Annotated in this window: 29 protein-coding genes; 25 read left to right on the top strand and 4 right to left on the bottom strand. The window is 35.3% G+C overall.

The window, feature by feature from the left end; genetic code table 11:
* Positions 1 to 2: 2 nt before the first annotated feature.
* The 6 genes from RCJ96_RS06585 to RCJ96_RS06560 all read left to right on the top strand — a co-directional run bounded on the left by RCJ96_RS06585 (position 3) and on the right by RCJ96_RS06560 (position 5,618).
* Positions 3 to 581: a flagellar hook assembly protein FlgD gene (locus RCJ96_RS06585; RefSeq protein ID WP_062922192.1), complete on the top strand. Its 579-nt coding sequence runs from the start codon at positions 3 to 5 to the stop codon at positions 579 to 581.
* A gap of 17 nt (positions 582 to 598) precedes the next feature.
* Complete coding sequence (locus RCJ96_RS06580) at positions 599 to 1,822, top strand: flagellar hook protein FlgE (protein ID WP_000588289.1); 1,224 nt, start codon at positions 599 to 601, stop codon at positions 1,820 to 1,822.
* Positions 1,823 to 1,871: 49 nt separating this feature from the next.
* On the top strand, positions 1,872 to 2,207 hold the full coding sequence (locus RCJ96_RS06575; protein ID WP_103141648.1) for a DUF3964 family protein: 336 nt from the start codon (positions 1,872 to 1,874) through the stop codon (positions 2,205 to 2,207).
* 182 nt (positions 2,208 to 2,389) lie between these two features.
* Complete coding sequence (locus RCJ96_RS06570; RefSeq protein WP_270794636.1) at positions 2,390 to 2,887, top strand: LysR family transcriptional regulator; 498 nt, start codon at positions 2,390 to 2,392, stop codon at positions 2,885 to 2,887.
* 111 nt (positions 2,888 to 2,998) lie between these two features.
* On the top strand, positions 2,999 to 3,907 hold the full coding sequence (locus RCJ96_RS06565) for a chemotaxis protein (RefSeq protein ID WP_062922195.1): 909 nt from the start codon (positions 2,999 to 3,001) through the stop codon (positions 3,905 to 3,907).
* A 763-nt stretch (positions 3,908 to 4,670) separates the two neighbouring features.
* Positions 4,671 to 5,618 carry a DNA-binding domain-containing protein gene (locus RCJ96_RS06560; RefSeq protein WP_416504196.1) on the top strand — a complete coding sequence of 316 codons (948 nt, stop codon included), beginning with the start codon at positions 4,671 to 4,673 and terminating at the stop codon, positions 5,616 to 5,618.
* A gap of 459 nt (positions 5,619 to 6,077) precedes the next feature.
* Here the strand turns inward: RCJ96_RS06560 and RCJ96_RS06555 are convergent, their stop codons facing one another.
* Positions 6,078 to 7,511 carry a flagellin N-terminal helical domain-containing protein gene (locus RCJ96_RS06555; protein WP_416504168.1) on the bottom strand — a complete coding sequence of 478 codons (1,434 nt, stop codon included), beginning with the start codon at positions 7,509 to 7,511 and terminating at the stop codon, positions 6,078 to 6,080.
* A gap of 256 nt (positions 7,512 to 7,767) precedes the next feature.
* On the opposite strand from RCJ96_RS06555, the gene RCJ96_RS06550 reads away from it, so the two are divergent.
* The 18 genes from RCJ96_RS06550 to RCJ96_RS06465 all read left to right on the top strand — a co-directional run bounded on the left by RCJ96_RS06550 (position 7,768) and on the right by RCJ96_RS06465 (position 20,988).
* Positions 7,768 to 8,553, top strand: coding sequence for a lytic transglycosylase domain-containing protein (locus RCJ96_RS06550; protein WP_416504167.1), 786 nt, complete (start codon positions 7,768 to 7,770; stop codon positions 8,551 to 8,553).
* Positions 8,554 to 8,616: 63 nt separating this feature from the next.
* Positions 8,617 to 8,841, top strand: coding sequence for a flagellar motor switch protein FliN (locus RCJ96_RS06545; RefSeq protein WP_000775712.1), 225 nt, complete (start codon positions 8,617 to 8,619; stop codon positions 8,839 to 8,841).
* Between the two features lie 14 nt (positions 8,842 to 8,855).
* Positions 8,856 to 9,842: a flagellar motor switch protein FliM gene (gene fliM, locus RCJ96_RS06540; protein ID WP_062922202.1), complete on the top strand. Its 987-nt coding sequence runs from the start codon at positions 8,856 to 8,858 to the stop codon at positions 9,840 to 9,842.
* Positions 9,843 to 9,852: 10 nt separating this feature from the next.
* Positions 9,853 to 10,212, top strand: a complete 360-nt coding sequence (fliN, locus tag RCJ96_RS06535; RefSeq protein WP_416504166.1) for a flagellar motor switch protein FliN — start codon at positions 9,853 to 9,855, stop codon at positions 10,210 to 10,212.
* 12 nt (positions 10,213 to 10,224) lie between these two features.
* Complete coding sequence (locus RCJ96_RS06530; protein ID WP_000121176.1) at positions 10,225 to 10,545, top strand: hypothetical protein; 321 nt, start codon at positions 10,225 to 10,227, stop codon at positions 10,543 to 10,545.
* Entirely contained in the window at positions 10,542 to 11,309 is a 768-nt protein-coding gene (locus RCJ96_RS06525) for a flagellar biosynthesis protein flip (RefSeq protein WP_416504165.1), read from the top strand. Before RCJ96_RS06530 ends, RCJ96_RS06525 begins: the two co-directional genes overlap by 4 nt.
* Before the next feature lie 33 nt (positions 11,310 to 11,342).
* Positions 11,343 to 11,618, top strand: coding sequence for a flagellar biosynthetic protein FliQ (locus RCJ96_RS06520; protein WP_001098085.1), 276 nt, complete (start codon positions 11,343 to 11,345; stop codon positions 11,616 to 11,618).
* 15 nt (positions 11,619 to 11,633) lie between these two features.
* A complete protein-coding gene (locus RCJ96_RS06515; RefSeq protein ID WP_062922204.1) occupies positions 11,634 to 12,395 on the top strand; it encodes a flagellar biosynthetic protein FliR in 762 nt (253 codons plus the stop codon).
* Between the two features lie 10 nt (positions 12,396 to 12,405).
* Positions 12,406 to 13,452 (top strand): flagellar type III secretion system protein FlhB, encoded by a 1,047-nt coding sequence (gene flhB / locus RCJ96_RS06510; protein ID WP_074610713.1) that lies wholly within the window; start codon positions 12,406 to 12,408, stop codon positions 13,450 to 13,452.
* 23 nt (positions 13,453 to 13,475) lie between these two features.
* Entirely contained in the window at positions 13,476 to 15,542 is a 2,067-nt protein-coding gene (flhA, locus tag RCJ96_RS06505) for a flagellar biosynthesis protein FlhA (RefSeq protein WP_416504164.1), read from the top strand.
* Between the two features lie 14 nt (positions 15,543 to 15,556).
* Complete coding sequence (gene flhF, locus RCJ96_RS06500) at positions 15,557 to 16,858, top strand: flagellar biosynthesis protein FlhF (RefSeq protein WP_416504163.1); 1,302 nt, start codon at positions 15,557 to 15,559, stop codon at positions 16,856 to 16,858.
* Between the two features lie 42 nt (positions 16,859 to 16,900).
* Positions 16,901 to 17,674, top strand: coding sequence for a flagellar basal-body rod protein FlgG (locus RCJ96_RS06495; protein WP_074610707.1), 774 nt, complete (start codon positions 16,901 to 16,903; stop codon positions 17,672 to 17,674).
* 162 nt (positions 17,675 to 17,836) lie between these two features.
* Positions 17,837 to 18,673 carry a TrmB family transcriptional regulator gene (locus RCJ96_RS06490; protein WP_416504162.1) on the top strand — a complete coding sequence of 279 codons (837 nt, stop codon included), beginning with the start codon at positions 17,837 to 17,839 and terminating at the stop codon, positions 18,671 to 18,673.
* On the top strand, positions 18,666 to 19,391 hold the full coding sequence (locus RCJ96_RS06485; protein WP_274431165.1) for an AzlC family ABC transporter permease: 726 nt from the start codon (positions 18,666 to 18,668) through the stop codon (positions 19,389 to 19,391). The genes RCJ96_RS06490 and RCJ96_RS06485 overlap by 8 nt, the downstream gene beginning before the upstream one ends.
* Positions 19,382 to 19,693, top strand: coding sequence for an AzlD domain-containing protein (locus tag RCJ96_RS06480; protein WP_416504161.1), 312 nt, complete (start codon positions 19,382 to 19,384; stop codon positions 19,691 to 19,693). The genes RCJ96_RS06485 and RCJ96_RS06480 overlap by 10 nt, the downstream gene beginning before the upstream one ends.
* 62 nt (positions 19,694 to 19,755) lie before the next feature.
* On the top strand, positions 19,756 to 19,926 hold the full coding sequence (locus RCJ96_RS06475; RefSeq protein ID WP_416504160.1) for a DUF3951 domain-containing protein: 171 nt from the start codon (positions 19,756 to 19,758) through the stop codon (positions 19,924 to 19,926).
* A gap of 86 nt (positions 19,927 to 20,012) precedes the next feature.
* A complete protein-coding gene (locus RCJ96_RS06470) occupies positions 20,013 to 20,597 on the top strand; it encodes a TetR/AcrR family transcriptional regulator (protein WP_074610698.1) in 585 nt (194 codons plus the stop codon).
* Positions 20,590 to 20,988 carry a DUF5367 family protein gene (locus RCJ96_RS06465; protein ID WP_042874825.1) on the top strand — a complete coding sequence of 133 codons (399 nt, stop codon included), beginning with the start codon at positions 20,590 to 20,592 and terminating at the stop codon, positions 20,986 to 20,988. Before RCJ96_RS06470 ends, RCJ96_RS06465 begins: the two co-directional genes overlap by 8 nt.
* 27 nt (positions 20,989 to 21,015) lie before the next feature.
* Here the strand turns inward: RCJ96_RS06465 and RCJ96_RS06460 are convergent, their stop codons facing one another.
* Genes RCJ96_RS06460 through RCJ96_RS06450 form a run of 3 tightly spaced genes read right to left on the bottom strand, consistent with a single transcriptional unit; the run spans position 21,016 to position 22,319 of the window.
* The gene (locus tag RCJ96_RS06460) at positions 21,016 to 21,375 is read right to left on the bottom strand and encodes a hypothetical protein (RefSeq protein ID WP_416504159.1); all 360 of its coding nucleotides are present in this window, start codon (positions 21,373 to 21,375) and stop codon (positions 21,016 to 21,018) included.
* A complete protein-coding gene (locus tag RCJ96_RS06455; RefSeq protein WP_416504158.1) occupies positions 21,376 to 21,981 on the bottom strand; it encodes a dienelactone hydrolase family protein in 606 nt (201 codons plus the stop codon).
* Between the two features lie 2 nt (positions 21,982 to 21,983).
* Positions 21,984 to 22,319, bottom strand: a complete 336-nt coding sequence (locus tag RCJ96_RS06450) for an antibiotic biosynthesis monooxygenase family protein (RefSeq protein ID WP_074610687.1) — start codon at positions 22,317 to 22,319, stop codon at positions 21,984 to 21,986.
* A gap of 286 nt (positions 22,320 to 22,605) precedes the next feature.
* On the opposite strand from RCJ96_RS06450, the gene RCJ96_RS06445 reads away from it, so the two are divergent.
* Entirely contained in the window at positions 22,606 to 25,932 is a 3,327-nt protein-coding gene (locus RCJ96_RS06445; protein WP_416504157.1) for an isopeptide-forming domain-containing fimbrial protein, read from the top strand.
* The last annotated feature ends 38 nt before the right edge of the window (positions 25,933 to 25,970 follow it).

Raw genomic sequence — 25,970 nt, 5'->3', positions numbered from 1 at the left:
GCGTGCCAACAGTTGGATTAAATACAACGAGTACAAATCATATTCCGTTACAAGCAGGAGCGCAAAGAAGTAATGTCCCTGTTAACGGTGTACAATCGCCAGTAGGGCAAACGAATGGAGTAGCAGCAAGTGAACAGAAAACGCCTGGTGTAATGGGAAAAGACGATTTTTTAAAATTGTTTTTATCGAGTTTCCAGCACCAAGATCCATTCAATGCGATGGATATGAATCAAATGATGAATCAAACAGCGCAGTTATCTCTTATGGAACAAGTGCAAAATATGACAAAGGCAGTTGACTCTTTAAGAACGACGATGTATTCGACAGCGCTTGATGGCGGAATGAAGTTTTTAGGGAAGTACGTAAGAGGTGTTGACGGTGACGGTAACAAAGTAACTGGTCAAGTAGAGACAGTTCGCCTTGCAGAAAATAACGATGTACAGCTCGTAATTGATAATAAAGTTGTATCCCTTCGTTTCGTTGAAAGAGTATCTGATAAACCGATTGGAGAAACGAATCCAGAAGACGTAAAGAAAGACGACCAGAAAGTAACTGAAGAAGTAAAAACAACAAATTCATAAGGGAGTGTTCATACGTTATGATTAAAGCATTATATACAAGTATTTCAGGGATGAATGCAACACAAAATGCATTAAGTGTAACTTCAAATAATATTGCGAATGCACAAACAGTAGGTTATAAAAAACAAAAAGCGATGTTTGATGATTTACTGTACAACAATTCAGTTGGTGCAAAAGGTGACGATAGATACGCAGGGACGAACCCAAAAAGTATCGGTAACGGTGTGAAAATGAGCGGAACGGTGACGGATTATACCGATGGTACAATTACGTTAACTGGTGGTAAAACACAAGCAGCATTGGAAGGTAATGGTTTCTTCGTTGTAGGTGATTCAAAAGGCGGAAATATGGAATTTACACGTAAAGGGACATTTACAATATCTTCAGATTATTATATTACGAATACAGAAGGTCAATATGTATTTGCTTATCCAGCTGATCCATCAACTGGTAATGTTGACTTATCTGGTATTCCGGGACCATTGCAAATTCCAATGGGATCAGCAATCGGTGGTATTCGAACGTCACAAGGAATCGTTGGAGGAAACATTCCAGCTGATGCAAAACAAATTACGCAAGAATTGCCTGCATACGATGATGCCGGTAATACATGGACAATGCGCGTAGAGTTTACACAAGATGGTGAACATAATTATAAATATACAGTAAAGATGCGTAACGAATCGAAGAAAGAAACAGAGTTTACAGAGGTTCAAGGCGCAGGTGGTAATGTAAAATTCAATGAGGTAGGGAAGCCAGATCCGGTAAACCCTGAAGCGAATATACCATTTAATAATGGAACAGTAAAAATAGACTTTAGTAAATTAACAAACCACCCGACTGAGAAAACGATAGCAGTAACAAATGTAGATGGTAGACCAGCGGCAACTGTGAAAGATTGCTTTATTGCTGACGGTGGATATGTAATGGTAAAATATTCTGATGGAAGTATGAAAGCAGCAGGTCAATTAGCTATTGGGATGTTCCCGAATGAAGGCGGCCTAATGAAAACTGGTAATGGTAACTTTACAGCGACAAATACAACTGGTATTTTAGCACTTGGCGTATCTGGTCAAAATGGTGCAGGGAAAGTACGTGGTAGTGCACAAGAAGGTGCAAACGTAGATTTATCTGTAGAATTCGTTGATTTAATGCTATATCAACGTGGCTTCCAAGGAAATGCAAAAGTAATTAAAATTTCAGATGAAGTATTAAATGAAGTTGTCAACTTAATTCGATAATAAATCATAAAGAAAATTTATAAGGAAGTAGAAAGGGTTTTTTATTCGTATGACAAGACAAGAGCGAATTTTACAATTGCCTTTTTTCGAAAATAAGCGTGAACTTGCTGATCAAGTGTTAAAAATAGAACGAGAAGAGCATGTATATTTACCGGATCAATTTGAAATTAAACAAGTACCTCCGTACTCATTTGGCGAAAAACAAGCAATCATTGGCCGTATTCATGAGTTTTATTTCATAAGTGTTGGTAGTGATGGCGAGTGGAAGTATCAACTATTTAAAGATGAGATGAAATGCCGTGAGTTTTTTGTTACGTTATCAGGGATAACGGATCAGCAAATTGCGTTTTGGTTTAATAACATCGAGTTACTGAAAAGATCTTAAAAGATTTTAAAAGCTCTTTTTTAGGTTTTGAGAGAAGGCCGAGCCATATGTGGTAGCGGTTAGTGCTTCTTCGTCCTTTGACGATAGGGTCTATATAAGTTTAGAAGCGTTGATATGAAATAAGTTTAAGTTAATTTAGTATACAATTAGACTGAATTTCTATAAAAGGAGAGGTGAGGAGGATGGCGCAGAATAAGTATCGCGTTACATTCATTTCGCCGAGTGAGGTTGAGCAGCGGACTGTAATGACGGCGAGTAGTTTGCCAGATTTAATTCGTAAAGTAGAGGGTATTATTGCTGATCCGAACGGTTATTTTGTAAATGATAAAAAAAATAATTGTTATTTTAAAGTAATTAAAGAAAATGTTACGTTTATTCAATATGAGTTACTATTTTCAGATAAGGAAATTCATATTGAAAAATTAAAACATATAGCACCGGCAGTTTTCAAACGATTATTTGAAAGAATAAATGATCCGGAACTATATGCACTTGCGCTACTGGATGTTGATATTGCAACGAAAGAATATGTGCTTGGAGAAATGAACCAAGAGTTAAGAATGAGAGTAGAAACAGAACTTTCGAAAAAATGGGAAGCAATGCCGACTGAAATTGTAGGAGCGCAAGAAGTATTACTAGAGGCACTTGCTTCGATTATACAAGATGAAAGATTGTTTTAAAAAATGAATCGTTCGACTATCTATATTTTTTATATAGATAGTTGACTTTTTCGTTTTTATAAAGCTTAATAATTAGATATACGGAATTAATGAAAGGGGAGCTACATCTTTATGTCACAAGCACAAAGTATTTTATTAGAAAGCGGAACAAATGAATTAGAGATTGTTACATATACTGTTGGCGAAAATCTATTTAGTATCAATGTAATGAAAGTACGTGAAATCATTAATCCATTCCCAGTTACAACTGTGCCAGAATCTCATCATGCAGTTGAAGGTGTTGTTCAAGTACGCGGTGAAATTTTACCAGTTATTAATTTAGCGACGGCTCTAAATTTAAAATCGACAAAGCCGCTTGATCAAACGAAATTTATCATTTCAGAGTTAAACCAAATGAAGGTTATTTTCCGTGTGGATGAAGTGCATCGTATTCAACGTATTTCATGGGAGCAAATTGATGAGCCAGCTTCATTATCTATGGGATTAGAAGAAACGACATCTGGTATTGTAAAACTAGATGGAAAAATCATCTTACTATTAGATTATGAAAAAATTGTTTGCGAAATTAGCAACACTGGTTATGAAAATAAATCACTTGCAGGATTAGAGCAAAAAACAGATCGAGCTGAAAAAGTTATTTATATTGCAGAAGACTCAGCGATGCTTCGTCAAATATTAGAAGAAACATTATCGTCGGCTGGATATACGAAAATGAACTTCTTCAGTAATGGCGCAGAAGCGTTAGCGCAAATTGAAAAACTAGCGAAAGAGCAAGGCGAAAAAATGTTTGAACATATTCACTTGCTCATTACGGATATTGAAATGCCAAAAATGGATGGACACCATTTAACGAAAGTAATTAAAGACAGCGAGATAATGAATCGTTTACCAGTCGTTATTTTCTCTTCCTTAATTACAAATGAATTATTCCATAAAGGCGAAGCGGTAGGAGCAAATGCTCAAGTAAGTAAGCCAGACATTCAAGAATTAATAGGTTTAGTAGATAAGTTAGTGCTGTAAAAGAGTGTTAAAAGCGCTTTTTCTAGCTATGTGTGGTGGCGGTCAGTGCCTAATAGAGCCTCATGCCATATGAGACCAGAGATATGAAGTGGTTTTGGGTAAATGGGGCAAGAGAGCGGCCGAGATAGTTTTAGAAGAGTTGGAGTATAACTCTCATCTATTTATAGGAATAGATGAACTAGCTATGTATGGTAGTAATCAGCGCTTAATAAAGCACTATGCGATGTGAGACGAGAGATATGGAGTGGTTTTATTAGGTAAGTAGAAGAAGTGAGGCCTTGATTGAGGATTTGCAGACTCTATTTACAATTCTATTATTATAGTGGAGAAAAGGGAACTAGCCATATGTAGTATTGGTTAGTTCCTTTTTAGTGTTCTATATGCTGTATAGGTGGAAAGATGGAATGTTTTTGGAGTGTTTGTGGTTGTATGTATGAACAATCTTTATTTGAAGATTTTTGATTTAAAAATATAAAAACGTATCTTTGGATTATTTTAGTAATTTTTCGTAATAACGCAAATTTTTTCGGTGAAATTACATTCTAAATACCATATAATATAATTAAAAGTGATTGATATGCAATTATGCATATGAATGAAAAAATTTTTTCTATTTCTATACTTACTATACATTTTTGTATGTTTATTATTTGACAGACAATTTCGAAATGTTATAATATGGATATGTAAAATTTTCTATTTTCAGAAAAGACATGGGAGTCTGATGAGAATTGTGAAAGGATGAGGGGGAGTGGCACAGGTTATGTATCACCACACAGCAATCAATGTATTAAGTCTCTTACAAAACATGTCAAATAATAAAATGAACGATATGCAACTAGAAGCGGAATTTAAAAAAATAGAAAAACAATTCCAAGTAAAATATGAAGAACTAGTTGATTTATATAATAGAATGGTATTATTTCAAATAGATATAGAAAAACATGGCGGAATGCGAGCATATGAAAAATCAACGATTACATGGCTCAAGTCTGAACTAGAGTTACTGTATGAAGTGTATCAATTTTGCCAACGTCACGGTTTAAACATTATTAATATTTCAAAATATGTTAGTAAAAACGAACTAAATCTTTTCCCGAAAACAGAAAGTCAATTACAAAATACGTATTACAAATTAAAAAAATGTGAAATACCGTTTGAAAATATTGAAAAACAAAAACCTGGACGAAAGCGCAAATATATACCTGTAAAAGAAACAAATGTTGAAACAAAAAAAGAAAACAATCAAGTATTAAAAGAGGAAGTACAGCATAAAGAGAGTGAAAAAAGCCTTGTAACAGTTATATCGGGTATCGTTGATAACTTTGAGACAATTAGTCAACATAGTGAAAGAAAAGAAGATGAACTACATCAGTTTATGGAAGGTATTTATAAGCTTTCTAGCATGGCGGCTGGGCATTTCAAAGAGGAATCGAATAGAAGTAGCCTAGAAAGTGAATTGCGAGCGCTACGATTGGAAAACGAAAGGTTAAAACGAGAAAAAGAAGAACTGGTGCGAGATGTGAAAGATATGACGCAACAGTTAGTTTATTTTATTAAAAGCTCCGACGTCGATCAAATTCGTAAATTACCAACTTTCGTACAAGATTGTAAAATAGAATTACATAAACTAGGACTATATAACGCACAAGACGGAAAAATGAAAATAAGAATCGATCGTAGAGGACAAGTTATGACGGTAGCGCCATAAAAGTATTGGGTACAAAATAAAAGGGAAGTACATAGTTTATATGTATTTCCCTTTTGCTTTTGCATAAAAATGAGCCACAAGGGTGGATTATTTGAAGTGCATTTAACGTCTTACTTGGCGCAAAATAATCCATAATATTGATGTGTTGCTCATTTCCATACAACGACTGCCTAGCAATCATAATCAAAACATTTGTATCAATACGCATAATAGCAACTCTTTATAGATTGGTATATGCGGTAGGTGTTTTAAGGCTAATAAACGGCTATGGAAGGATAGAAAGCCTTATGCTTATTGTATCTTTTTGTTTTAAAACAAGGGAAGAGAACGAAAATAAGCCCTGACCGCTTCAAAATATGGCTAGAGCTTCTATTTAAGCTAAAAAGAAAGCTTCGAATCTATCTATATGGAAAAAATAAACCTCTCCGCAAGCGGAGAGGTTTATTCATCTCAAATGGCTTATTGTAATAATTTAGAAACCATTTGTGGAGTTTGGTTTGCTTGAGAAAGCATGCTGATACCAGCTTCGTTCAAGATTTTGAACTTAGTCATTTCAGACATTTCTTTCGCCATGTCAGCGTCTTCTACTTGAGAAGCAGCAGATGCCATACTAGATTGTTGGCTCTTAAGGTTATTTACGTTAAAGTCAAGACGATTTAATGTAGCACCTAGAGTTGCACGGTTAGAGGCGATTTTTTCTAATGCCTCATCGATAGCTTTAATTGCAGCTGATGGATCACCAGTTGTTGATGTAGGAGTAGCTGTTGTAGCATCTAAAAATGCCTTTCCAATTGCTTGGGCAGCTTCTAGACTGTTACCAGAGCCATCGACTTTGTTAAAACGGTCAATTGCATCAGCAATTTTCGTTGCAGCTTCTTTGCTCATTCCACCTTTAATCTTATTAAATTCATCTGTAAAAGATTTTACTGCATCAGTTCTTTCTTGAGGTGTAGATCCAGAACTAGCTGTATTTGTTAAGCTTGTTAACGCTGTAGCAAATCCGTTAGCAGCTGTTACATCATCAGTCAAAATAGGACTAGCAGCCTTTAGATATGCTTCACCTATTTTTTTCATGTTAGCATCAGTATTTCCGCTAACACCACCTGGGCTAGATCTGAATGTATCAATCGCAGCTGAAATATTTGCTACATCTTCCTCATTCATAGCAGATTTAACTGCGTTAAAGTTTGTTATGAATTTATCTACAGCAGCAGTTCTTTCATTTGCTTTTTCAGGTTCAGTACTAGCAACATAAGTGAAAGACTTTAAAGCTGTCGCATTTCCTTGGTCTGCTCCATCAGTTTTAGCGTTATCAATAAGCGTTTGTGAAACACTAACTATTGGTTTGCCGGCTGGGTTGCCATTGATTCCTAATCGATCAATATTTAATGATACAGCAGATGTATTAGCTAATTGGATTTTTATTTGCTTGTTTGTATCATTCGAATCTAGAGTTTGAATTGAAATAGTATTATTGCTACCGTCTAATAACTTTTTATCATTGAATTCTGTGTTTTTTGAAATATAATCAATTTGATCTTTTAATGCAGAAAATTCTTTATCTAATGCAGCTTTGTTAGCATCTGTGTTTGTGCCGTTTGCAGATTGGTTAGCAAGGTCACGCATACGAAGTAAGATGTTAGATACTGAGTTCATTGCTGAATCAGCTGTACGGATTAAAGAAATACCGTCTTGTGTGTTGTTAGCTGCAACACCTAAACCGTTTTCACGTGCACGCATACGAGTTGCGATTGCAAGACCTGCTGCATCGTCAGAAGCGTTGTTGATACGTTTACCGCTTGATAAACGGTCCATTGAGTTACTCATTTTTGCTTGGTTTTGGCGCATGTACTCTTGTGTACGCATGCTATTAATATTTGTATTAATTCTCATGTTAAGAACCCCCATTTTTTGATTTTGATTTTTCTGTTAATTCCTAAACGGTAATATACAAAAAAAACAATTTCGAATTTATTGTAATCCTTGCTATATCAAGTGTCAACTGAAAATTTGAATTAATAAATATAAAAAAATAACAGTTTAACAATTTAGTCGTTTTTTTATTACAATATAATTGCAAAGGATTATTGCAAACTTTACGAAAAAACTCTAATATTAGATTATCTTTGTTTACCGAAAAGGTGATATTATGGTAGTTGGAAATATAGTAAAAGAAGTACTTGCATATAAAAAAGGACAGTTTCAGCAAAAGTTAAGTAGTCCGCAGGCTTTTATTAGTAGTAGGTTTCAAGAGAATTTGCAAAGCGATCCTATGAAGGAGACGAAGGCTACGACGCAGCCGGCCAAAGTAGAGGATATGAGTCAGCCGGTACAATCTACGAAAATAGAAGCGGTTGTAAATAAACAAGCAGAGTCTATTCATAAAGTAGAGGGAGTAAGTAAGTCGGACGAAAAGCCTGAAACGAAGAAAGTCGATGACGTGCGAGTCGCGCAAAAAGAGTTTGAACGACGTTTCCCGGAAACGAAAAATGAGGCTGTTGATACGTGGGGATTAACGAAGAAGTATAATATTCAAAAAATACGTTCTTCAAATAAAGGGAAGTATGAGGATATTATAGATAGAGTAAGTCGTACATACGGAATTCCGAAAACGTTAATTCAAAAAATGATTGAAGTTGAGTCTAATTTCAATCCGAAAACGGTGTCTCATGCAGGGGCGATGGGGCTTATGCAGCTTATGCCAGCGAATGTGAAAGAGATGGGTATAAAAAATCCATTTTCACCAGCTGAGAGTATTGAGGGCGGCGTGAAAGAGTTAAGTGGTTATTTAAAGAGAAATAACGGCGATTTAGTACTAGCGCTTGCATCTTATAATGCTGGTCCTGGTAATGTGAGAAAATACGGGGGTGTACCTCCATTTAAAGAAACGCAAGGATATATTAAAAAAATATTAAATATCGACGTTTCAAAATAAAGAATTTCATTATATAGAGAGAATATGAAATTTTCGTGAACATGATATGGGAGTTGGCTAGATTTGAAATTACAAGATGATATTCCGTTAACAATTTATTTTGAAATTGGAAATACGAAAAAGAAAATTGAGGATCTGCTTCATATTACGAAAGGTACATTGTATCGTCTTGAAAATTCAACGAAAAATACGGTGCGTCTTATGCTTGAGAATGAAGAGATTGGAACCGGAAAGATTTTGACGAAAAATGGAAAGATGTATGTCGAAATCGTTGAGTTGAAAAGGTAGGGAAGGGGATTTTCATGAGTGGCGATAAATTAAGCCAAGAACAAATTGATGCCCTGCTGAAGGCGGTAAATGAAGGCGAGGAAATGCCAGCTTTCACACAAGTAGCAGGGAAGCAAAATAAATTTCAAGAGTATGATTTTAATAGACCGGAGAAGTTTGGTGTGGAACATTTGCGTAGTCTGCAAGCAATTGCTTCGACGTTTGGGAAACAGACGTCACAGACGTTGTCAGCGCGTATGCGTATTCCAATTGAGCTAGAGCCTTCGACAGTGGAGCAAGTTCCATTTACGAGTGAGTATGTGGAGAAGATGCCGAAAGATTATTATTTATATTGCGTTATTGATCTCGGACTTCCAGAGCTTGGAGAAATTGTGATTGAGATTGATTTAGCGTTTGTTATTTATATTCATGAATGTTGGCTTGGCGGAGATAGTAAGCGTAATTTTACGATGCGTAGACCGTTAACAGCATTTGAGTTTTTAACGCTGGATAATATATTCTCGCTTTTATGTAAAAATTTAGAGCAATCATTTGAAAGTGTTGTTGCGATTAAACCGACATTTGTAACGACTGAGACAGATCCAAATGCACTTAAGATTACGACAGCGAGCGATATTATTTCATTGCTGAATGTAAATATGAAAACAGATTTTTGGAATACGACGGTGCGTATTGGGATTCCATTCTTATCTGTTGAAGAAATTATGGATAAGTTAACGTCTGAAAATATTGTCGAACATTCTTCGGATAAGCGTAAAAAGTATACGTCTGAAGTGGAAGTGAAAGTAAATCAAGTGTATAAACCTGTTCACGTTGCGATTGGTGAGCAGAAGATGACAATGGGTGAGATTGAACAAATTGAAGAGGGCGATATTATTCCGCTTCATACGAAAGTTTCGGACCAATTGCGTGGTTATGTAGATGGAAAACATAAATTTAATTGTTTTATTGGAAAAGACGGAACGCGTAAGGCGCTCTTATTTAAAAGTTTTGTAGAGTAGGAGGATCCATATGAAGCATGAAGTATCTCCTGTGTCATTAATGGGGTTAGAAGAATTTGCAGGAAAGCGAAATGAAACAAGTAAAGCACATATTGATACTGTTTCAGATATTTCGATTGAACTTGGTGTAAAGCTTGGAAAAACATCTATTACACTTGGTGATGTGAAAGCGTTAAAAGTGGGCGATGTTCTGGAAGTAGAGAAAAACTTAGGACATAAAGTAGATGTGTATTTAAGTAATATGAAAGTCGGCATTGGGGAAGCGATCGTAATGGACGAGAAGTTCGGTATTATTATTTCTGAAATTGAAGCTGACAAGAAGCAAGCTGCGCTTATGAAAGCACAAAGTCAAATGCAAGATAAAGAGTAGAGGAGGAGTCATATGTCGTATATGACGACCTTATTTCAAGTCGTTTTACTGTTTGGTGCGCTCGGTTACGGTGCATATTATATGACGAAAAAGACGCGCAAACAGCAGTTTTTTAAACAAGGTGAAAATGGCCACATTCAAGTGAAGGACGGCGTTTATTTAAATCATCAAACGAGCGCCTTTTTATTTGAAGTAGACGGCAAGCAAGTGTTCACTGTTATTAGTAATAACGGTGTACAATCTGTGCAATTAACAGGAACAGGAAATCAGTTTCAACAAGCGCTAGAAGACGCGGTGAAGAGTGAAACGAAAAAAGTAGAGGATCCATCATGAGAATAAAGAAACAGTTATCATTATTAGCCGTTATTTTCGTATTTTCTATCGTTTTTTCAATTATTTTTGTAAATCCAGCGTATGCAGCCCAAAACGGTTTTATTAATTTCGAAAATGGAAAAGAGTTTACGAGTAATTCAAGTGTACAGCTATTTGCGCTCGTTACCCTTTTATCATTATCTTCATCTATCGTTCTATTATTTACACATTTTACTTATTTTATGATCGTTCTTGGGATTACACGTCAAGGACTCGGGGTAATGAATTTACCGCCGAACCAAGTACTTGTTGGACTTGCATTATTTTTATCACTCTTTACGATGCAGCCTGTACTTGGGCAACTGAAGAGTGATGTGTGGGATCCGATGACGAAAGAGAAAATAACGGTAAGTCAAGCTGCGGAGACGACAGCTCCGATTATGAAAGAGTATATGTCAAAGCATACGTATAAGCATGATTTGAAAATGATGCTGAAAGTGCGCGGAGAAGAGTTGCCGAAAGATCTAAAAGATCTAAAAGATCTTTCCTTATTTACGCTTGTACCATCCTTTACGTTAACGCAAATCCAAAAGGGATTATTAACGGGGATGTTCATTTATTTAGCGTTTGTATTTATAGATTTGATTATTAGTACACTGTTAATGTACCTCGGGATGATGATGGTACCGCCGATGATTTTAAGTTTACCATTTAAAATACTCGTTTTCGTATATTTAGGTGGATATACAAAAATCGTCGACATTATGTTTAAAACGGTCGCCTGAAGCGTTTGATGCTATGTGATAGGAGTCATATAAATGAATACGTCACCAATTATAGATATTTTTCAAACCTTTTTTTATAAAGGGGTTATGATTTTAATGCCGGTTGCCGGCGTTAGTATGATTGTCGTTATTATCATCGCTGTCATTATGGCGATGATGCAAATTCAAGAGCAAACGCTGACGTTTTTACCGAAAATGGCGAGTATTGTACTCGTTATTATCATTTTAGGTCCGTGGATGTTTCAAGAGTTAACGACGCTTATTTTAGATTTATTTGATAAAATTCCATCGCTATTGCGTTCGTACTAAGATAGGGGAACTGAAATGAATATGGAATTATGGGCGGCGACGTTTTTTGCGTTTTGCCGCATTACTTCATTTTTATATTTTTTACCGTTTTTCTCTGGTCGATCCATTCCAGCGATGGCGAAGGTTACATTCGGGCTCGGTCTTTCGGTTACAGTTGCTGATCAAGTGGATATCTCTCATATAAAGACAGTTTGGGACGTTGCAGCTTATGCAGCAACACAAATTGTAATTGGATTATCTCTCTCAAAAATTGTAGAAATGCTGTGGAACATTCCAAAAATGGCCGGGCATATTTTAGACTTTGATATCGGTTTATCACAAGCAAGTTTGTTTGATGTAAATGCAGGCTCACAGTCTACTTTACTATCAACCATTTTTGATATATTTTTTCTTATTATTTTTATTTCACTTGGCGGCATTAATTATTTCGTTGCCACGATTTTAAAGTCGTTTCAATATACAGAGGCGATTTCAAAATTGCTGACGACTAGTTTTTTAGATAGTCTACTCGCAACGTTATTATTTGCGATCACATCAGCGGTTGAAATTGCTCTTCCGCTCATGGGAAGTTTGTTCATCATTAACTTTGTTTTAATTTTAATCGCAAAAAACGCTCCGCAATTAAACGTTTTTATGAATGCGTATGTTATTAAAATTACGTGTGGCATTTTGTTTATTGCGATGAGTGTACCGATGCTCGGTTATGTGTTTAAAAATATGACGGATGTATTGCTTGAGGAATATACGAAACTATTTAACTTTTTCTTAACGAAGTAGGGGGACGCGCATGGCAAAGGATAATAAAACAGAAAAGGCCACCCCGCAGAAGCGTAAGAAATCGCGTGAAGAAGGGAATATCGCCCGGAGTAAAGATTTAAATAATTTATTTTCCATTCTTGTATTAGCAGTTGTCGTTTACTTTTTCGGAGATTGGCTAGGGTTTGAGATTGCGAATTCCGTAGCGGTGCTGTTTGATCAAATTGGAAAAAATACAGATTCGACTGAGTATTTTTATTTAATGGGTATATTACTTCTGAAAGTATCAGCTCCGATATTAATACTCGTATACGCTTTTCATTTATTCAATTATATGATTCAAGTTGGTTTCTTATTTTCTTCTAAAGTCATTAAGCCAAAAGCGTCACGTATTAATCCGAAAAACTATTTTACGAGATTGTTTAGTCGTAAAAGTTTAGTAGATATTTTGAAATCATTGTTTTATATGGGATTAATCGGTTACGTCGCTTACGTTCTTTTTAAAAAGAATTTAGAGAAAATCGTTAGTATGATTGGATTTAACTGGACTGCGTCACTTACTGAAATTATCAGGCAAATTAAATTTATCTTTTTAGCTATTTTAATTATATTAATTGTTCTTTCTATTATCGATTTTATATATCAAAAGTGGGAGTACGAACAAGATATTAAGATGAAAAAAGAAGAAGTAAAACAAGAGCATAAAGATAATGAAGGGGACCCGCAAGTAAAAGGGAAACGAAAAAACTTTATGCATGCCATATTGCAAGGAACAATTGCGAAGAAGATGGATGGCGCAACGTTTATTGTAAACAATCCGACTCATATTTCAGTCGTACTCAGATACAATAAACACGTTGATGCAGCACCAATTGTCGTTGCAAAAGGGGAAGATGAACTCGCATTATATATACGAACGCTTGCCCGTGAACAAGAAATACCAATGGTGGAAAACCGTCCACTTGCTCGTTCTTTATATTATCAAGTCGAGGAAGATGAGGCGATTCCAGAAGATTTATACGTAGCTGTAATTGAAGTTATGCGCTATTTAATTCAAACGAATGAACTTGAAGTATAATAGCGCGTTTGGAGGAGATCTCTTTGTTTAAGATAGATTCTGCAAGAACCTATTTTTCTATCTTTTTAGCAGCGTCATTCGTAGTGGCGCTCTTAATTCCACTTCCACCATTTATACTTGATATCATTATCGTTTTTCTACTAAGTATGTCAGTGCTTATTTATATGCGAGCGACAAGTATTAACGAGTGGGATGAATTAAAGTCATTTCCGACGATGTTGTTATTAATCGGGATTTTCCGTGTATCGATTAACGTATCGACGACGCGAGCGATTTTGACAGACGGAAATGCCGGACATGTTATTGAAGAGTTCGGCCAGTTCGTAATTGGCGGGAACTTATTAATTGGTATCGTTATTTTTACAGTATTAATCATATTCCAGTTTATCGTTGCAAACGGTGCATCACGTACAGCTGAAGTTGCAGCTCGTTTTACACTTGATTCTTTACCTGGGAAACAAATGTCTATCGATGCGGATTTAAATCAGCGCATTATTACAGAAAAAGATGCACAGGCAAAACGAAAAAAATTAAATATGGAAACAGAGTTTTACGGAGCGATGGATGGTGCCGGAAAGTTCATTAAAGGGGACGTTATTTTCGGGATTGTCATTTTATTCGTAAATATTATTTTCGGTTTAATTGTTGGTATGATGCAGCAGGGCATGAGCTTTGGTGAAGCGGCTCTTCATTACACGCAGCTAACTGTCGGCGACGGAATTGTAAACCAAATTGGTTCGTTAATGCTTGCGATTTCAACAGGTATTATCGTAACGCGTGTATTTGACGGTTCACCGGATACGGTAACGGAAGGTATCTTTAAAGAGTTATTAGCGCATGAAGTCGTTGTATATGCACTTGGTGGTTTATTTATCGCAATGGGTATTTTCACTCCGCTACCATTTCTACCATTCGCGCTCGTTGGTGGAACAATTATCTTCTTAGGAATTCGTAATAAAAACCGAATAAAGAAAGAAAAAGAAGACGAGCTTCAAAAAGAAATAGAAATGATTCAAGGTGAAGATGAGCAACTGCAACAAGTGGAAGATTCATTTGGCGTATTTACAGATAAATATCCAATTATTGTAGAACTCGGTTTAGATTTAGCAGCACTTGTAAAGCAGAAAATTAACGGGGAAACAGCTCGTGATAAAGTTGTTCTTATGAGGAAGTCGATTATTACCGACCTTGGTATTAACGTTCCTGGAATTAACTTTAAAGATAATACGAGTTTTAGACCACGCGGACGTTACATTATTCGCATTAAAGGTGCGAAGGCAGCTGAAGGTGTTTTGAAATCAGGTTACTTATTAGCACTGAAAACACCGAATGTAATGGCCGATTTAGATGCAGAACCAGCGAAAGATCCGATTTTTGGTGAAGATGGATATTGGATTTTAGAGCATATGGTACAAGATGCACAATTGAAAGGCTATCAAGTGTTAGAGCCACTTAGCATATTAATTACGCATTTAGATGTTGTCGTTAGACGTAATCTTCATGAGTTAATTCAGCGTCAACATGTGAAAGACTTAATTAACTCCCTTGAAAATGATAACGGCGTTTTATTAGAAGAGATTAAGAAGAAAGAAATTGATTTATCACTCGTTCAAAATGTTATTAAACAATTGCTAAAAGAAGGTATTTCTATTCGTGATTTACCAACCATTATCGAAGGTATTATTGACGGAAAAGAAATTTATCAAAATCATGTTGACGGTGTAACATCATTCGTCCGTGAATGTATTTCAAAAGTGATTTGTGAAAATGCGAAAAATCCTGACGGTAAAATATATGCGGCGCTCTTCTCAGATTCAATTGAGTTAGACGCAGATGTTGTGAACAATTCTTATCAAGGTTATTTATTAAACTGGGATTTAGATTTAGAAACGCGAGTTGTTGAGCAAGTACAACGCGTATTGAAACAAGCGAGGTTAATGGGAAGAGAACCAGTATTATTAACGCGTAGAAAAGATTTCAGATTTGCGATTGTAAGACTTCTTGAGCGTTATCAAGTAGAAGCACAAGTACTTTGTATTAGCGAATTAGCACCAGAAATTGTTGTAGATCAAATTGCCTATATTGAATAGTAGGGGGTGAAGTAATGGAAAGTACAGAAAAGAAAGAAGCGTTAATGCGAATAAAAGCAGCTTCGAAAAATGAATTGTATCGAAAGTTATTTGACCAATATGGTACAGATTATTATTACGTTGTCGATGAAAGTGTGAAACGAAATATCCCGTTTTTTTGGAAAAAGAATTATGAAATGTTAGTTGCTTTTCCAGAGGATAAACAGGAAGAAGTGAACGAAGGCACAGCTCAATTTCATGCGCAATTAATGGATGTTGTGAATGAGCCTTCAGAACAAATTGTGAAGGCGAACGGAATTCAATCGGTACTACACAATTTAGAAAACGTGACGACTCCTATGTCATACGCGGCGATGCAAACAGGAAATAGTGAAGAATGGGCAAGAAAGAAAGAGAAACTATTAAAGCTGTTTGAAAAAGGTATCGTCGTTGTGAAACAGACGGAAGAAACGAAAAAGCAAAAAGCTGTGAAAAAAGTCGTTCCTGTCAAGAAAGAAGAAGTGGTTGTAAAGAAAGAAAAGCAAGAATCTGTACCATTTATTATTCAAAAAGTAATTCGTATGCTAGAGCAAAACGACGTAGAACAATACTTCATTCATGCATATGCTGAAAAGTTAAAAGTGAAGTTTGAGAATGCAACGATGATTACAGAAGAAGAAGTGATCAAATATATATTGGAAGATATGAGCTCTCATTTCAATACGGAAAACGTATTTGAAAAGGAAGTACAAACAATTGCATTAATCGGTCCCACTGGTGTTGGAAAAACGACGACACTTGCGAAAATGGCATGGCAATTTCACGGTATGAAAAAAACGGTTGGTTTTATTACGACAGACCATTCTCGCATTGGAACAGTGCAGCAATTGCAAGATTACGTAAAGACAATTGGATTTGAAGTAATCGCTGTACGTGATGAAGCTGCAATGACAAGAGCGCTTACGTACTTTAAAGAAGAAGCGCGCGTCGATTATATTTTAATTGATACAGCTGGAAAAAATTATCGTGCGTCAGAAACAGTGGAAGAAATGATTGAAACGATGGGACAAGTAGAGCCAGATTATATTTGTTTAACGTTATCAGCTTCGATGAAAAGTAAAGACATGATCGAAATCATTACGAACTTTAAGGATATTCATATTGATGGTATCGTCTTTACGAAATTTGATGAAACGGCAAGTAGTGGTGAATTGTTGAAAATTCCAGCAGTATCATCAGCTCCTATTGTATTAATGACAGACGGACAAGACGTAAAGAAAAACATACATATCGCTACAGCGGAACATTTAGCGAAACAAATGTTGCAAACATCATAGAAAAGAGGTGAAGGATAAGGCAACTGCCTTATTCAAACGAGTATGAACGGTCTTTATATAGGTTCTATGGGTATGATGAATTACATGCAGCGTATTAATGTTCATTCAAATAACGTTGCAAATGCTCAAACGACAGGATTTAAAGCAGAAAATATGACTTCTAAAGTATTTGATGTACAAGACACATATCGTCGCGGAGATGGGGCTGTAACAAATATCGGTTCGGTCGATTATGCTGTAGTGCCAGCCGCAACGCATGTGAACTTAGTACAAGGAAATATACAAATGACAAATAGTGCTACAGATTTCTTTTTAGATGACGGTGCAGCCGGTACAACATCATTTTTCGTTACATCTAAAAACGATGAAACATTCTTAACGAGGGATGGTAGTTTTACAATAAATAGTGATCGTTACTTGCAAACATCTTCAGGTGCTTATGTTATGGGAGAGAATAATGAACGTATTCGTATTCCTGAAGGAGCAAAGGTAGCTGTACAAGCAGATGGTACATTATATGATGAAGTAACACAAAATAATATTGCTCGCCTGCAAACGAAAACAGTAGATGCAGAAGCGAATAATCGTCTCGTGCAACGTGAAAACAAAAGCTTTACACTAGCAGAAGGAAACATTGCTGATTTACCGAACGGAACAGGATTAGTAAAAAACCATATGCTAGAAAATTCAAATGTAGATATGACGAAAGAGATGGCTGATCTTATGACAGATCAAAAAATGATTTCAGCATCACAACGCGTTATGACTTCATTTGATAAAATTTATGAAAAAGAAGCGAATGAAATATTGAGATAAAGGACTTCCATTAGCGGGAGTTTCTTTTATTTTTGGTTTAAATTTCAGAATTATCAATTGACTTTATAGGTCGATTTTTTTATATTAGTAGGTATACTAATAACTACTAATATACATACGTCGTTTTGAAATGAGAGTTATATAGAATGTGGGGGATTACTGATGGATGAAATTATAAAAGAATTACAAAAGTTAGGTTTTTCCCAGTACGAATGTAAAGCGTATATTGGACTACTAAAACATTCCCCAGTAACTGGGTATGAAGTGAGTAAACAAACAGGAGTACCTCGTTCTATGATTTACGAGGTACTCGGTAAGTTAATGGATAAAGGAGCAGTACATATTGTACCTTCTGAACCAGTTAAATATGTACCAGTACCAGCTACCGAATTAATGAATCGAATGCGAAAAGACTTTGAAAAGTCCTTTGAATTTTTAGATGAGAAATTAAATAGTTTAGAACAAGAGCGACAAATAGATGTAATTTCGCATATTCGCTCAAATGATCGGGTTTTGAAGGAAATTTGCAATATAATTAATAGAGCAAAGGAAGAGTTATGGATTTCTGTATGGGAAGATCAAGTGCATGAAATTGAGCCATACATTTATCAAAAGAAAGAGGAAGGTGTACATATATTTTCAATTTTATTTGGCGCTCCAGAAACGAAAATAGGCGCGACGTTTCACCATAATTATATGACGCCTCACGTTGTTGAAAAGAGAATGGGTGGTCATTTAACTGTAATCGCACGTGATGGGAAAGAAGTATTAATTGCGAACTTCTCAAATGATAGTACTTCATGGGCTGTTACAACGTATGACCCAGCACTAGTTCTCGTTGCTACAGAGTATGTGCGTCACGATATTATGGTCGAAGAAATCACGAAGGAATTTGGAGCTGATAAGTTAGATACGTTGTGGCGTGAAAATATAGATTTAGTTCATGTCGTAACAGGAAAACGAACTCTGGAAGGAATGGAGGATGATAAGGATGAGTAAAGCTGAGGCACATGTGGCTTTGCAGAGCGATGATACATTTCAGCAAGGAGTAAAAGATTGTTTACCAACTGTATTTGGTTATTTAAGCATCGGTATAGCAGCTGGTGTAATTGCAAAAACAGCGGGTTTCTCCATCATTGAAATTGCGTTTATGTCTACTTTAATTTATGCAGGTTCTGCCCAATTTATATTAGCTGGTATGTATGCAGCAGGTGCTCCTGCTTCCGCAATTATTTTTACCGTATTTTTTGTTAATTTACGTCATTTATTAATGAGTGCAGCACTTGCACCGTATTTTACAAAAATTCCTCTATTTAAAAACTTAATCATCGGTTCGCAAATTACAGATGAAACTTTCGGCGTTGCAGTGCAGCACGCAGCGCAAAAAGGATATTTAGGTGAAAGATGGATGATTGGGCTTAACGTCACAGCTTATTTAAATTGGATTCTTGCTACCATTATTGGCGGGCTATTTGGTGAATGGATACCAGATCCGCATACATACGGGATGGATTATGCATTACCAGCGATGTTTATCGGATTATTTGTACTTCAGCTCATAAGTAGTAAACCAAAACTAGCTATTCATCTTACTGTTGCCATTATAGCGATTATAATTGCGTACGTTTCACACTTATTTATGCCAGATAGTATAGCGGTTATTATCGCAACCTTACTAGCTGCGACGATTGGAGTGGTGATTGAAAAATGGAAATGAGATTAGACATATTATTACTTTTATTAGCAGCAGGTGCTGTCACACTCGTACCACGTATTTTACCTCTACTCGTATTTAGTAAACTACAAATTCCAGAATGGGGTTTAAAATGGTTAAATTACATACCAATCGCGATATTAGCAGCACTTTTATCGCAAGTTTTATTTATGCATGACACGATGCAGTGGGATTACTTGATTGCAGCAATTCCAACATTTCTTGTAGCGATATATACTCGTAGTTTATTAGGTACAGTATTAACTGGTGTGATTGTGATTATTTTGTTACGTTTCTTTTTCTAAAAAGGATTACGCTCATATAATAGCGAAAAGTGTAATAACATGAAAAATATAGGGGTGGTGTTATGATCCTTTTAACGATAGGAGCAATTTTATTAACGTTGTTTATTTTCTTTATTATCGGCTTTATTACGTTTGTGATGTTTGTTGATAGGGCGACACCTCAAATTTATTACACACCTTGTGAATCAGTGACAGTGAAATCTAAAGGTAAACATAAAAGGAAGAAAAGTTGAAAGTTGGCTTTTCTTCCTTTTGTTTTATCTGACTTTTCTGTATAATTTAAGTTAGTTATTCAACTGACTTAAAAGGAGGCATAGAAATGGCAAAACCGAATGTTGTTAATAAAGAGAAGTTACTACAAGCAGCAAAAGAAATTATTGCAGAGCATGGGATGGAAAAGTTGACATTAAAAGCAGTTGCAGAGAGTGCTCAAGTTACACAAGGTACCGTATATTATCATTTTAAAACGAAAGATCAATTATTACTTGAAGTAACTGAATCGTTTTGTAAAGCGTCGTGGCAACAAATAGGAAAGGATGTACAGTTAGAAAAGGCTTTACAGTCTGCTGAAAGTAGATGCGTGAAAGATTCAATGTATCATCATTTGTTTTTTCAATTAGTGGCTAGTGGATTGCAAAATGATGCGATGAAAGATAAAATTGGTGAACTGTTACAGTATGAAAATCAAGAACTAGCAAGGGTGTTAAATGAAATAGTAGGAGATAATATGACATCTCAAATTTCAATTGAAACGTGGAGCGTTTTATGTAATGCATTAATTGACGGTTTGGCATTGCAAGCCTTATTCAATCCATCTTTTTCTAGCGACAAAGTATATGGTGATTTGTACCTGTTATTGGAAAAGTTCATAGAGCTACAAAAGGGAGGTAATGGTAGTGAATAATAAACTTTGGCTCACTATTTTATTTTCTATCGGCGTTTGGTTTTTTGCCTCAGCGTTCTTCATTATTTTCGGTTCTTCTGTTTTATTAGAATACACTTCAAATAGATTTTTTCTACAAATGGCGTTGCTTGAATTAGGGACAGCTATAGCTTTATATTTTGTAATGTGGTTATATCAAAAACTGGATACCTCGAAATATGCAGTTATTAAGTTAGGTATATGTGGCACAGCGATTGGTTTAACTTTAGATTCTTACATCTTGTATCATTCTTCTAATATATTCTCACAATTAACCTCACAGCAAATCATGTCATTTACCATTTGGATGGTGATTGCTTACGCTCTTTATTTAATAATTCCTTTCGTTATGGAACGAAAAAGACTGTTATAAAGAGGATTTTTATCCCCCTTATAACAGTCACATCCCCGAAAGAACTAACAACAATAAACCAAATAAAAAACTAATAAAGGAAAGAAAACCGATACATATCGAGAACACACGATTGTTTCTCCATTCGCGCCAAAAAGTGATAAAACCTAAAATACAAAGGAAAAACCAAATGGGCAGGAATAGGAACTCGCTAATCTTTTCAGGAAGTAACGCATAAAAAGTTGATAAATATAAAATCCAATTTGTAAAAAATAAAATGCAAACGATAATAGATTGTAAGTAGGGGCGTTTGGAAAACTCCCCCTTTTTTACAGTTGCTAAAATAATAGTTAGCGCTAAGAAAAAGGCAATGAGCATGAAAATAAGTAAGAATAATGTAAGCGTCATTTAGATTTCCTTTATAAAAGTGTTTTTTACAAGAAATGCATCTATTAAATTATATGCTTGCTTTGTTGAGTACTCGTTATATTTTTTAGTGTACGGATTCAGAAACCCATGTTCACCATGTAGTTCTTTTATTTCTAATAAAGGATTTTTTTGTTGCTGCAACGATTGAATGAAAGAGGATACTGAAAAACTAGCTTCTTTTTCAGGGAATATAAGTAATGTAGCGCATGTAGGCTTTATGTGAACATAGTCACGTATACGAGAACCGTAACATCCGATAATAAAATCTATTTTCGGATTGTTACTACATAGCCATGAGATGGTAGCACCAACACTAAAGCCGATAAGTCCAATATGTGTGTAACTACTAGAAAGAGAAGTAATGAATGTTTCAATTTGCTGTTTTCCATCTTCAAATCCAATATGATTCATAAAAAAATGATATGCTTTTTCTTCATCACTATAAGGAAATGCATGTTGCGATTGTAGCAGATTAGGACAGAATACATCTATATGAGATGAAGTGAAGTGATGGGTAACGTGATGCATATGATCGTTCACACCATATATTTCATGAACAGCAATGAGAGCTAATTTTTTCTTCATATCTACAAAGTACCTCTATGAAACTTAAATTCTTTCTCAACAAGGCAGATACGTAGGTGGAAGTGTTCATACCATTGCTCACGACCTCTTTTTTTCGCTTCTTTATGTAAGACGTTCTGTTTCCAATTTTCAATTGCTTCAAGTGATTTCCAATAAGAAATTGTGATTCCGAGTCCTGAATGATCTCGTGCACTTTCTACGCCTAGAAATCCAGGTTGCTGCTTTGCAAGTTCTTCCATTTTGTCAGCGGCGACACTATAATCTGTCGTATCATTTGATAAATGAGAAGTGAAAATAACTGCATAATAATGACTCGTTTTTTGTGAAGTATTTTTCATATACAATCCTCCTTTTCATATAGTTTAGCATGTAATAAATAGAAAAGAAGTCATGCTTCTTATTAATATTTCGTTTTTTTATTGTCACTTGAATGAAGTAAGATGGTTTCTATATTGATGTTCGAAATTTTATTATCACTAGAGATAAAAATCTTTATATATGAATGTTTAAAATAGGGATAAATCACATATTTTGTTAACAAAATATGTGATTTATATTAGAATAATACGTATAAGATATATTTATATAATATGTTAATGAATTTTATTGAAGGAGGTGACCTCTTTGCACAGTAGGAGGAAAGAAAATAAAAAAATATTAAATGTATTTGTAGTTGTTATGAGTTTATTCTTGCTATTATCTCAGTTGCAGTTTTTAAGTCCAATTAATACGGCACAAGCAGCAGTTACAGATGCAGAAGGATTTGATGCACCGACTTATCAATCTATTCATAAAGGTGATATGTACTCTACCGGGAATGTAAATTTAGGTATTAAAGCCACTGAAGATCAGAAGAAAACAGCATTGTATTCGGATATAACGTATACCTATGCGACAGCACCGAATGGTTATACCCGTGAACTCATTGATGTAGATGATGATCCAACAACTACAAATTCATCTAAGGCATACATTCCCGTTCCAGAAGATGCTGAAATTGAATGGGCTGGATTATATTGGAGTTCAACACGTTATGAATTAACGCAACAACAGTATGTATCACCAATTAAGTTTACTACTCCAACAGGCAAGAGCTTTCAAGTAAAACCAAGTAATACGTATTACGGAAGTGGTTTACTTTATGGTTTTGGTATTGATGGTACTTATTATTCTAACTATGCAGATGTTACAAAGCTTTTACAGTCCTCTAATTCAAAAGGAGGAAGCTATACTGTAGCAAATATTCCTTATCCAAATACAAAACTTGCCTATAATTATGGATATTATTCATTTGCTGGTTGGTACATGTTAGTTATTACGAAAGATAAGTCAAAAACAAGAAAAGCATTTACTGTTTATGATGGTGGATTGAAAAGAGCTACTGGATCAGGTGAAAAAGAATTCACAGTGAAAAACTTTATTGCTTCAAAAACTGGAGATTTAGATCCGAAAGTTTCTGTTTTCGCTGTCCAAGGTGATAGATATTGGCAAGGTGATAAACTGTTTGTTCACACAGATAATGCTTGGAAAGAAATTAATGATAAGCTCAATCCAACTGGTAATATATTCAATTCCACTATTTCTGAATATGAAGAACATATGCGAGATAAGTATCCGGGTACATTTAACCCAGATTATAAAAATAATTTGGGAGTTGATGCAGATTTAATCAAGTTACCAGCAGGATATATTAAACCAGCGCAAAAGGAAATACGCTTAAAAGCTGCGACAGCTGGTGATGACTACGTATTAAACACATTAGCTTTTGCAGTAAATGCAACAGCGCCAGAGCTTGTCATCGATAAGGAAGTAGTAGATGCAAAAGAAAAGTATGAGCCAGGTGATGAAGTTACATACCGTTTAAGGGTGAAAAACATTGAACCGAATTCGAGTTCTGTTGATACAAAAATTGAAGATGTTTTAGATTCGCGTCTAGAATTTGTACCAAATTCGGTGAAAATCATTTCTGGTCCGAATGCTGGAAATGAAACAGAACAAGTTGACTATGATGCAAAGACAAGAAAGTTAACAATAAGAATTGGTGAAGGAGCAAATGCTACAAAAGGTGGAATCTATACGGATAAAACACCTGAGACAACAATTGAATTTAAAGCAAAATTAGGGGGAGAGAAGGTAGAAACAGAAGTCCCTAATATCGCTGTTGTTCAAGGGGTTGATGAGTTAACAGGAAGTCAGGTTGAAGCTAACGATTCTAATAAAGTAGTAGTTAAAGTATTACCCGAACGAGAAGAGAAACCCGGGAAGTTAGTAGCTACTAAACTAGCTAAAGATATAAACGGTGGTACGCTGAAAGTTGGCGACAAACTAGAATATACAATTCATGCTAAAAATAGTGTGCCAGATTCCATCTTAAAGGCAGTTAAAATTACGGATAATCTTCCTGAAGGAGTAGAGTATGTTCCAAATACGTTAAAGATAAACGGGAAGGAACAAACGGATGTTGAAGATGAAGATTATGCACATTTAAAAGATGGAACGATTTATGCTCATTTCGGCGATCTTAAAGGTGAGGAAGAGAAAGCAATCACGTTTGAAGTTGTTGTAAAACCGGAGATGGCGAATAAGAAAATAAAAAATATAGCAATAGTTGAGACTGATAGTTCGAAAGATAAGGAGAAGCCAGAAGTTGAAACGCCGGTTGATCCGTTGTCTGGACAACTAGAGTCGAAAAAAGAGATTATTGGTATAAAACAAGAAAAATTTCATGTTAATGATGAATTTGAGTATCAAATTAAAGCTCGAAATAAATTGGAAAATGGGCTTATTAAAGACATGCGTCTAATGGATAAACTTCCTGAAGGTATAGAGTATATAGCTGGGAGTATGAAATTGAATGGGAATTTCCTGACAGATGCAGTTGACGAAGATGAGGGATCGTATGAGGATAATACGATTAAAGTAAACTTTGGTGACGTGCTTGATACAGAAGAAAGAATTATAACTTTTAGCGTGAAAGTTACGCAAGATGCATTAAAAACGAAAGAAATTGAGAACATAGCGGTTGTGGAGGGAAAAACACCAGATAATGAAGATTTGCCACCACAAAAACCGAATGTAAAAACAAATGTAGAGGCAAAGGAACCTAAAGTAAGAAAGATGGTTTCGGATGCAGATGAGAAAGAAGTGGAAAAGGCGACAATACAAAGTATAGATGAAGAGTTTACATGGCATGTAAACTATAATTTTGGTAATGATGTTATGAACCTCGAAAAAGTAGTATTGCAGGATGACTTAGAAGACATTTTAACGATCCTACAAGTAAAACTTGTAAACAGCGATGGAGAAGAAATAGAAGTTATACCGCAAATTGATGAACAATTAAAGAAAGTAAGTATTGAGTTGCCGAAGCAGGACGGAAATTATACTTATCTTGCGAATCAATCGTATACAATGCATATTAAGTCAAGATTAAATGATAATGTAGATGCAGATATACTAACGAAATACAATGCAAATAATGGTATTCCAAATAAAGCGGAATTACTGTTTGATCAGAATAAATCCGTGTCAAATGAAGTATTCGTAGTACCGCCAGCATTAGGGAAATTTGAGATTGAAAAAGTAGATGCGAACGATGAAAATCTCAAGTTGGAAGGCGCAGTATTTGAGGTGATTAGCAAAGATGGAACCATAGTATGTAAATTAACAACCGATAAAGATGGTTTGGCAACTTCTATTCCATTAATAGTTGGCAAATATACATTAAAAGAAGTACAAGCACCAAAAGGATATATGTTGATGAGAGAACCAGTAGAAATAGAAGTGAAATCTGGAATGGATTCACAAAGAATAAGAATAGAAAATAAAAAGAGTGAATTTGTTATTCCAGAGACTGGTGGAATAGGGACAATTATTTATTATGCAATTGGTGGAATATTGATGTTTGTTACATTCTTCCTCTTTGTTAAAAAGAGAAATAATGAGAGATAGAAATAACAAAAGTAATGCAAATGATAGGGAGTGGACAA

Source organism: Bacillus sp. BSL6, from assembly GCF_052928345.1.
This window is presented reverse-complemented; position numbering and strand designations above follow the sequence as displayed.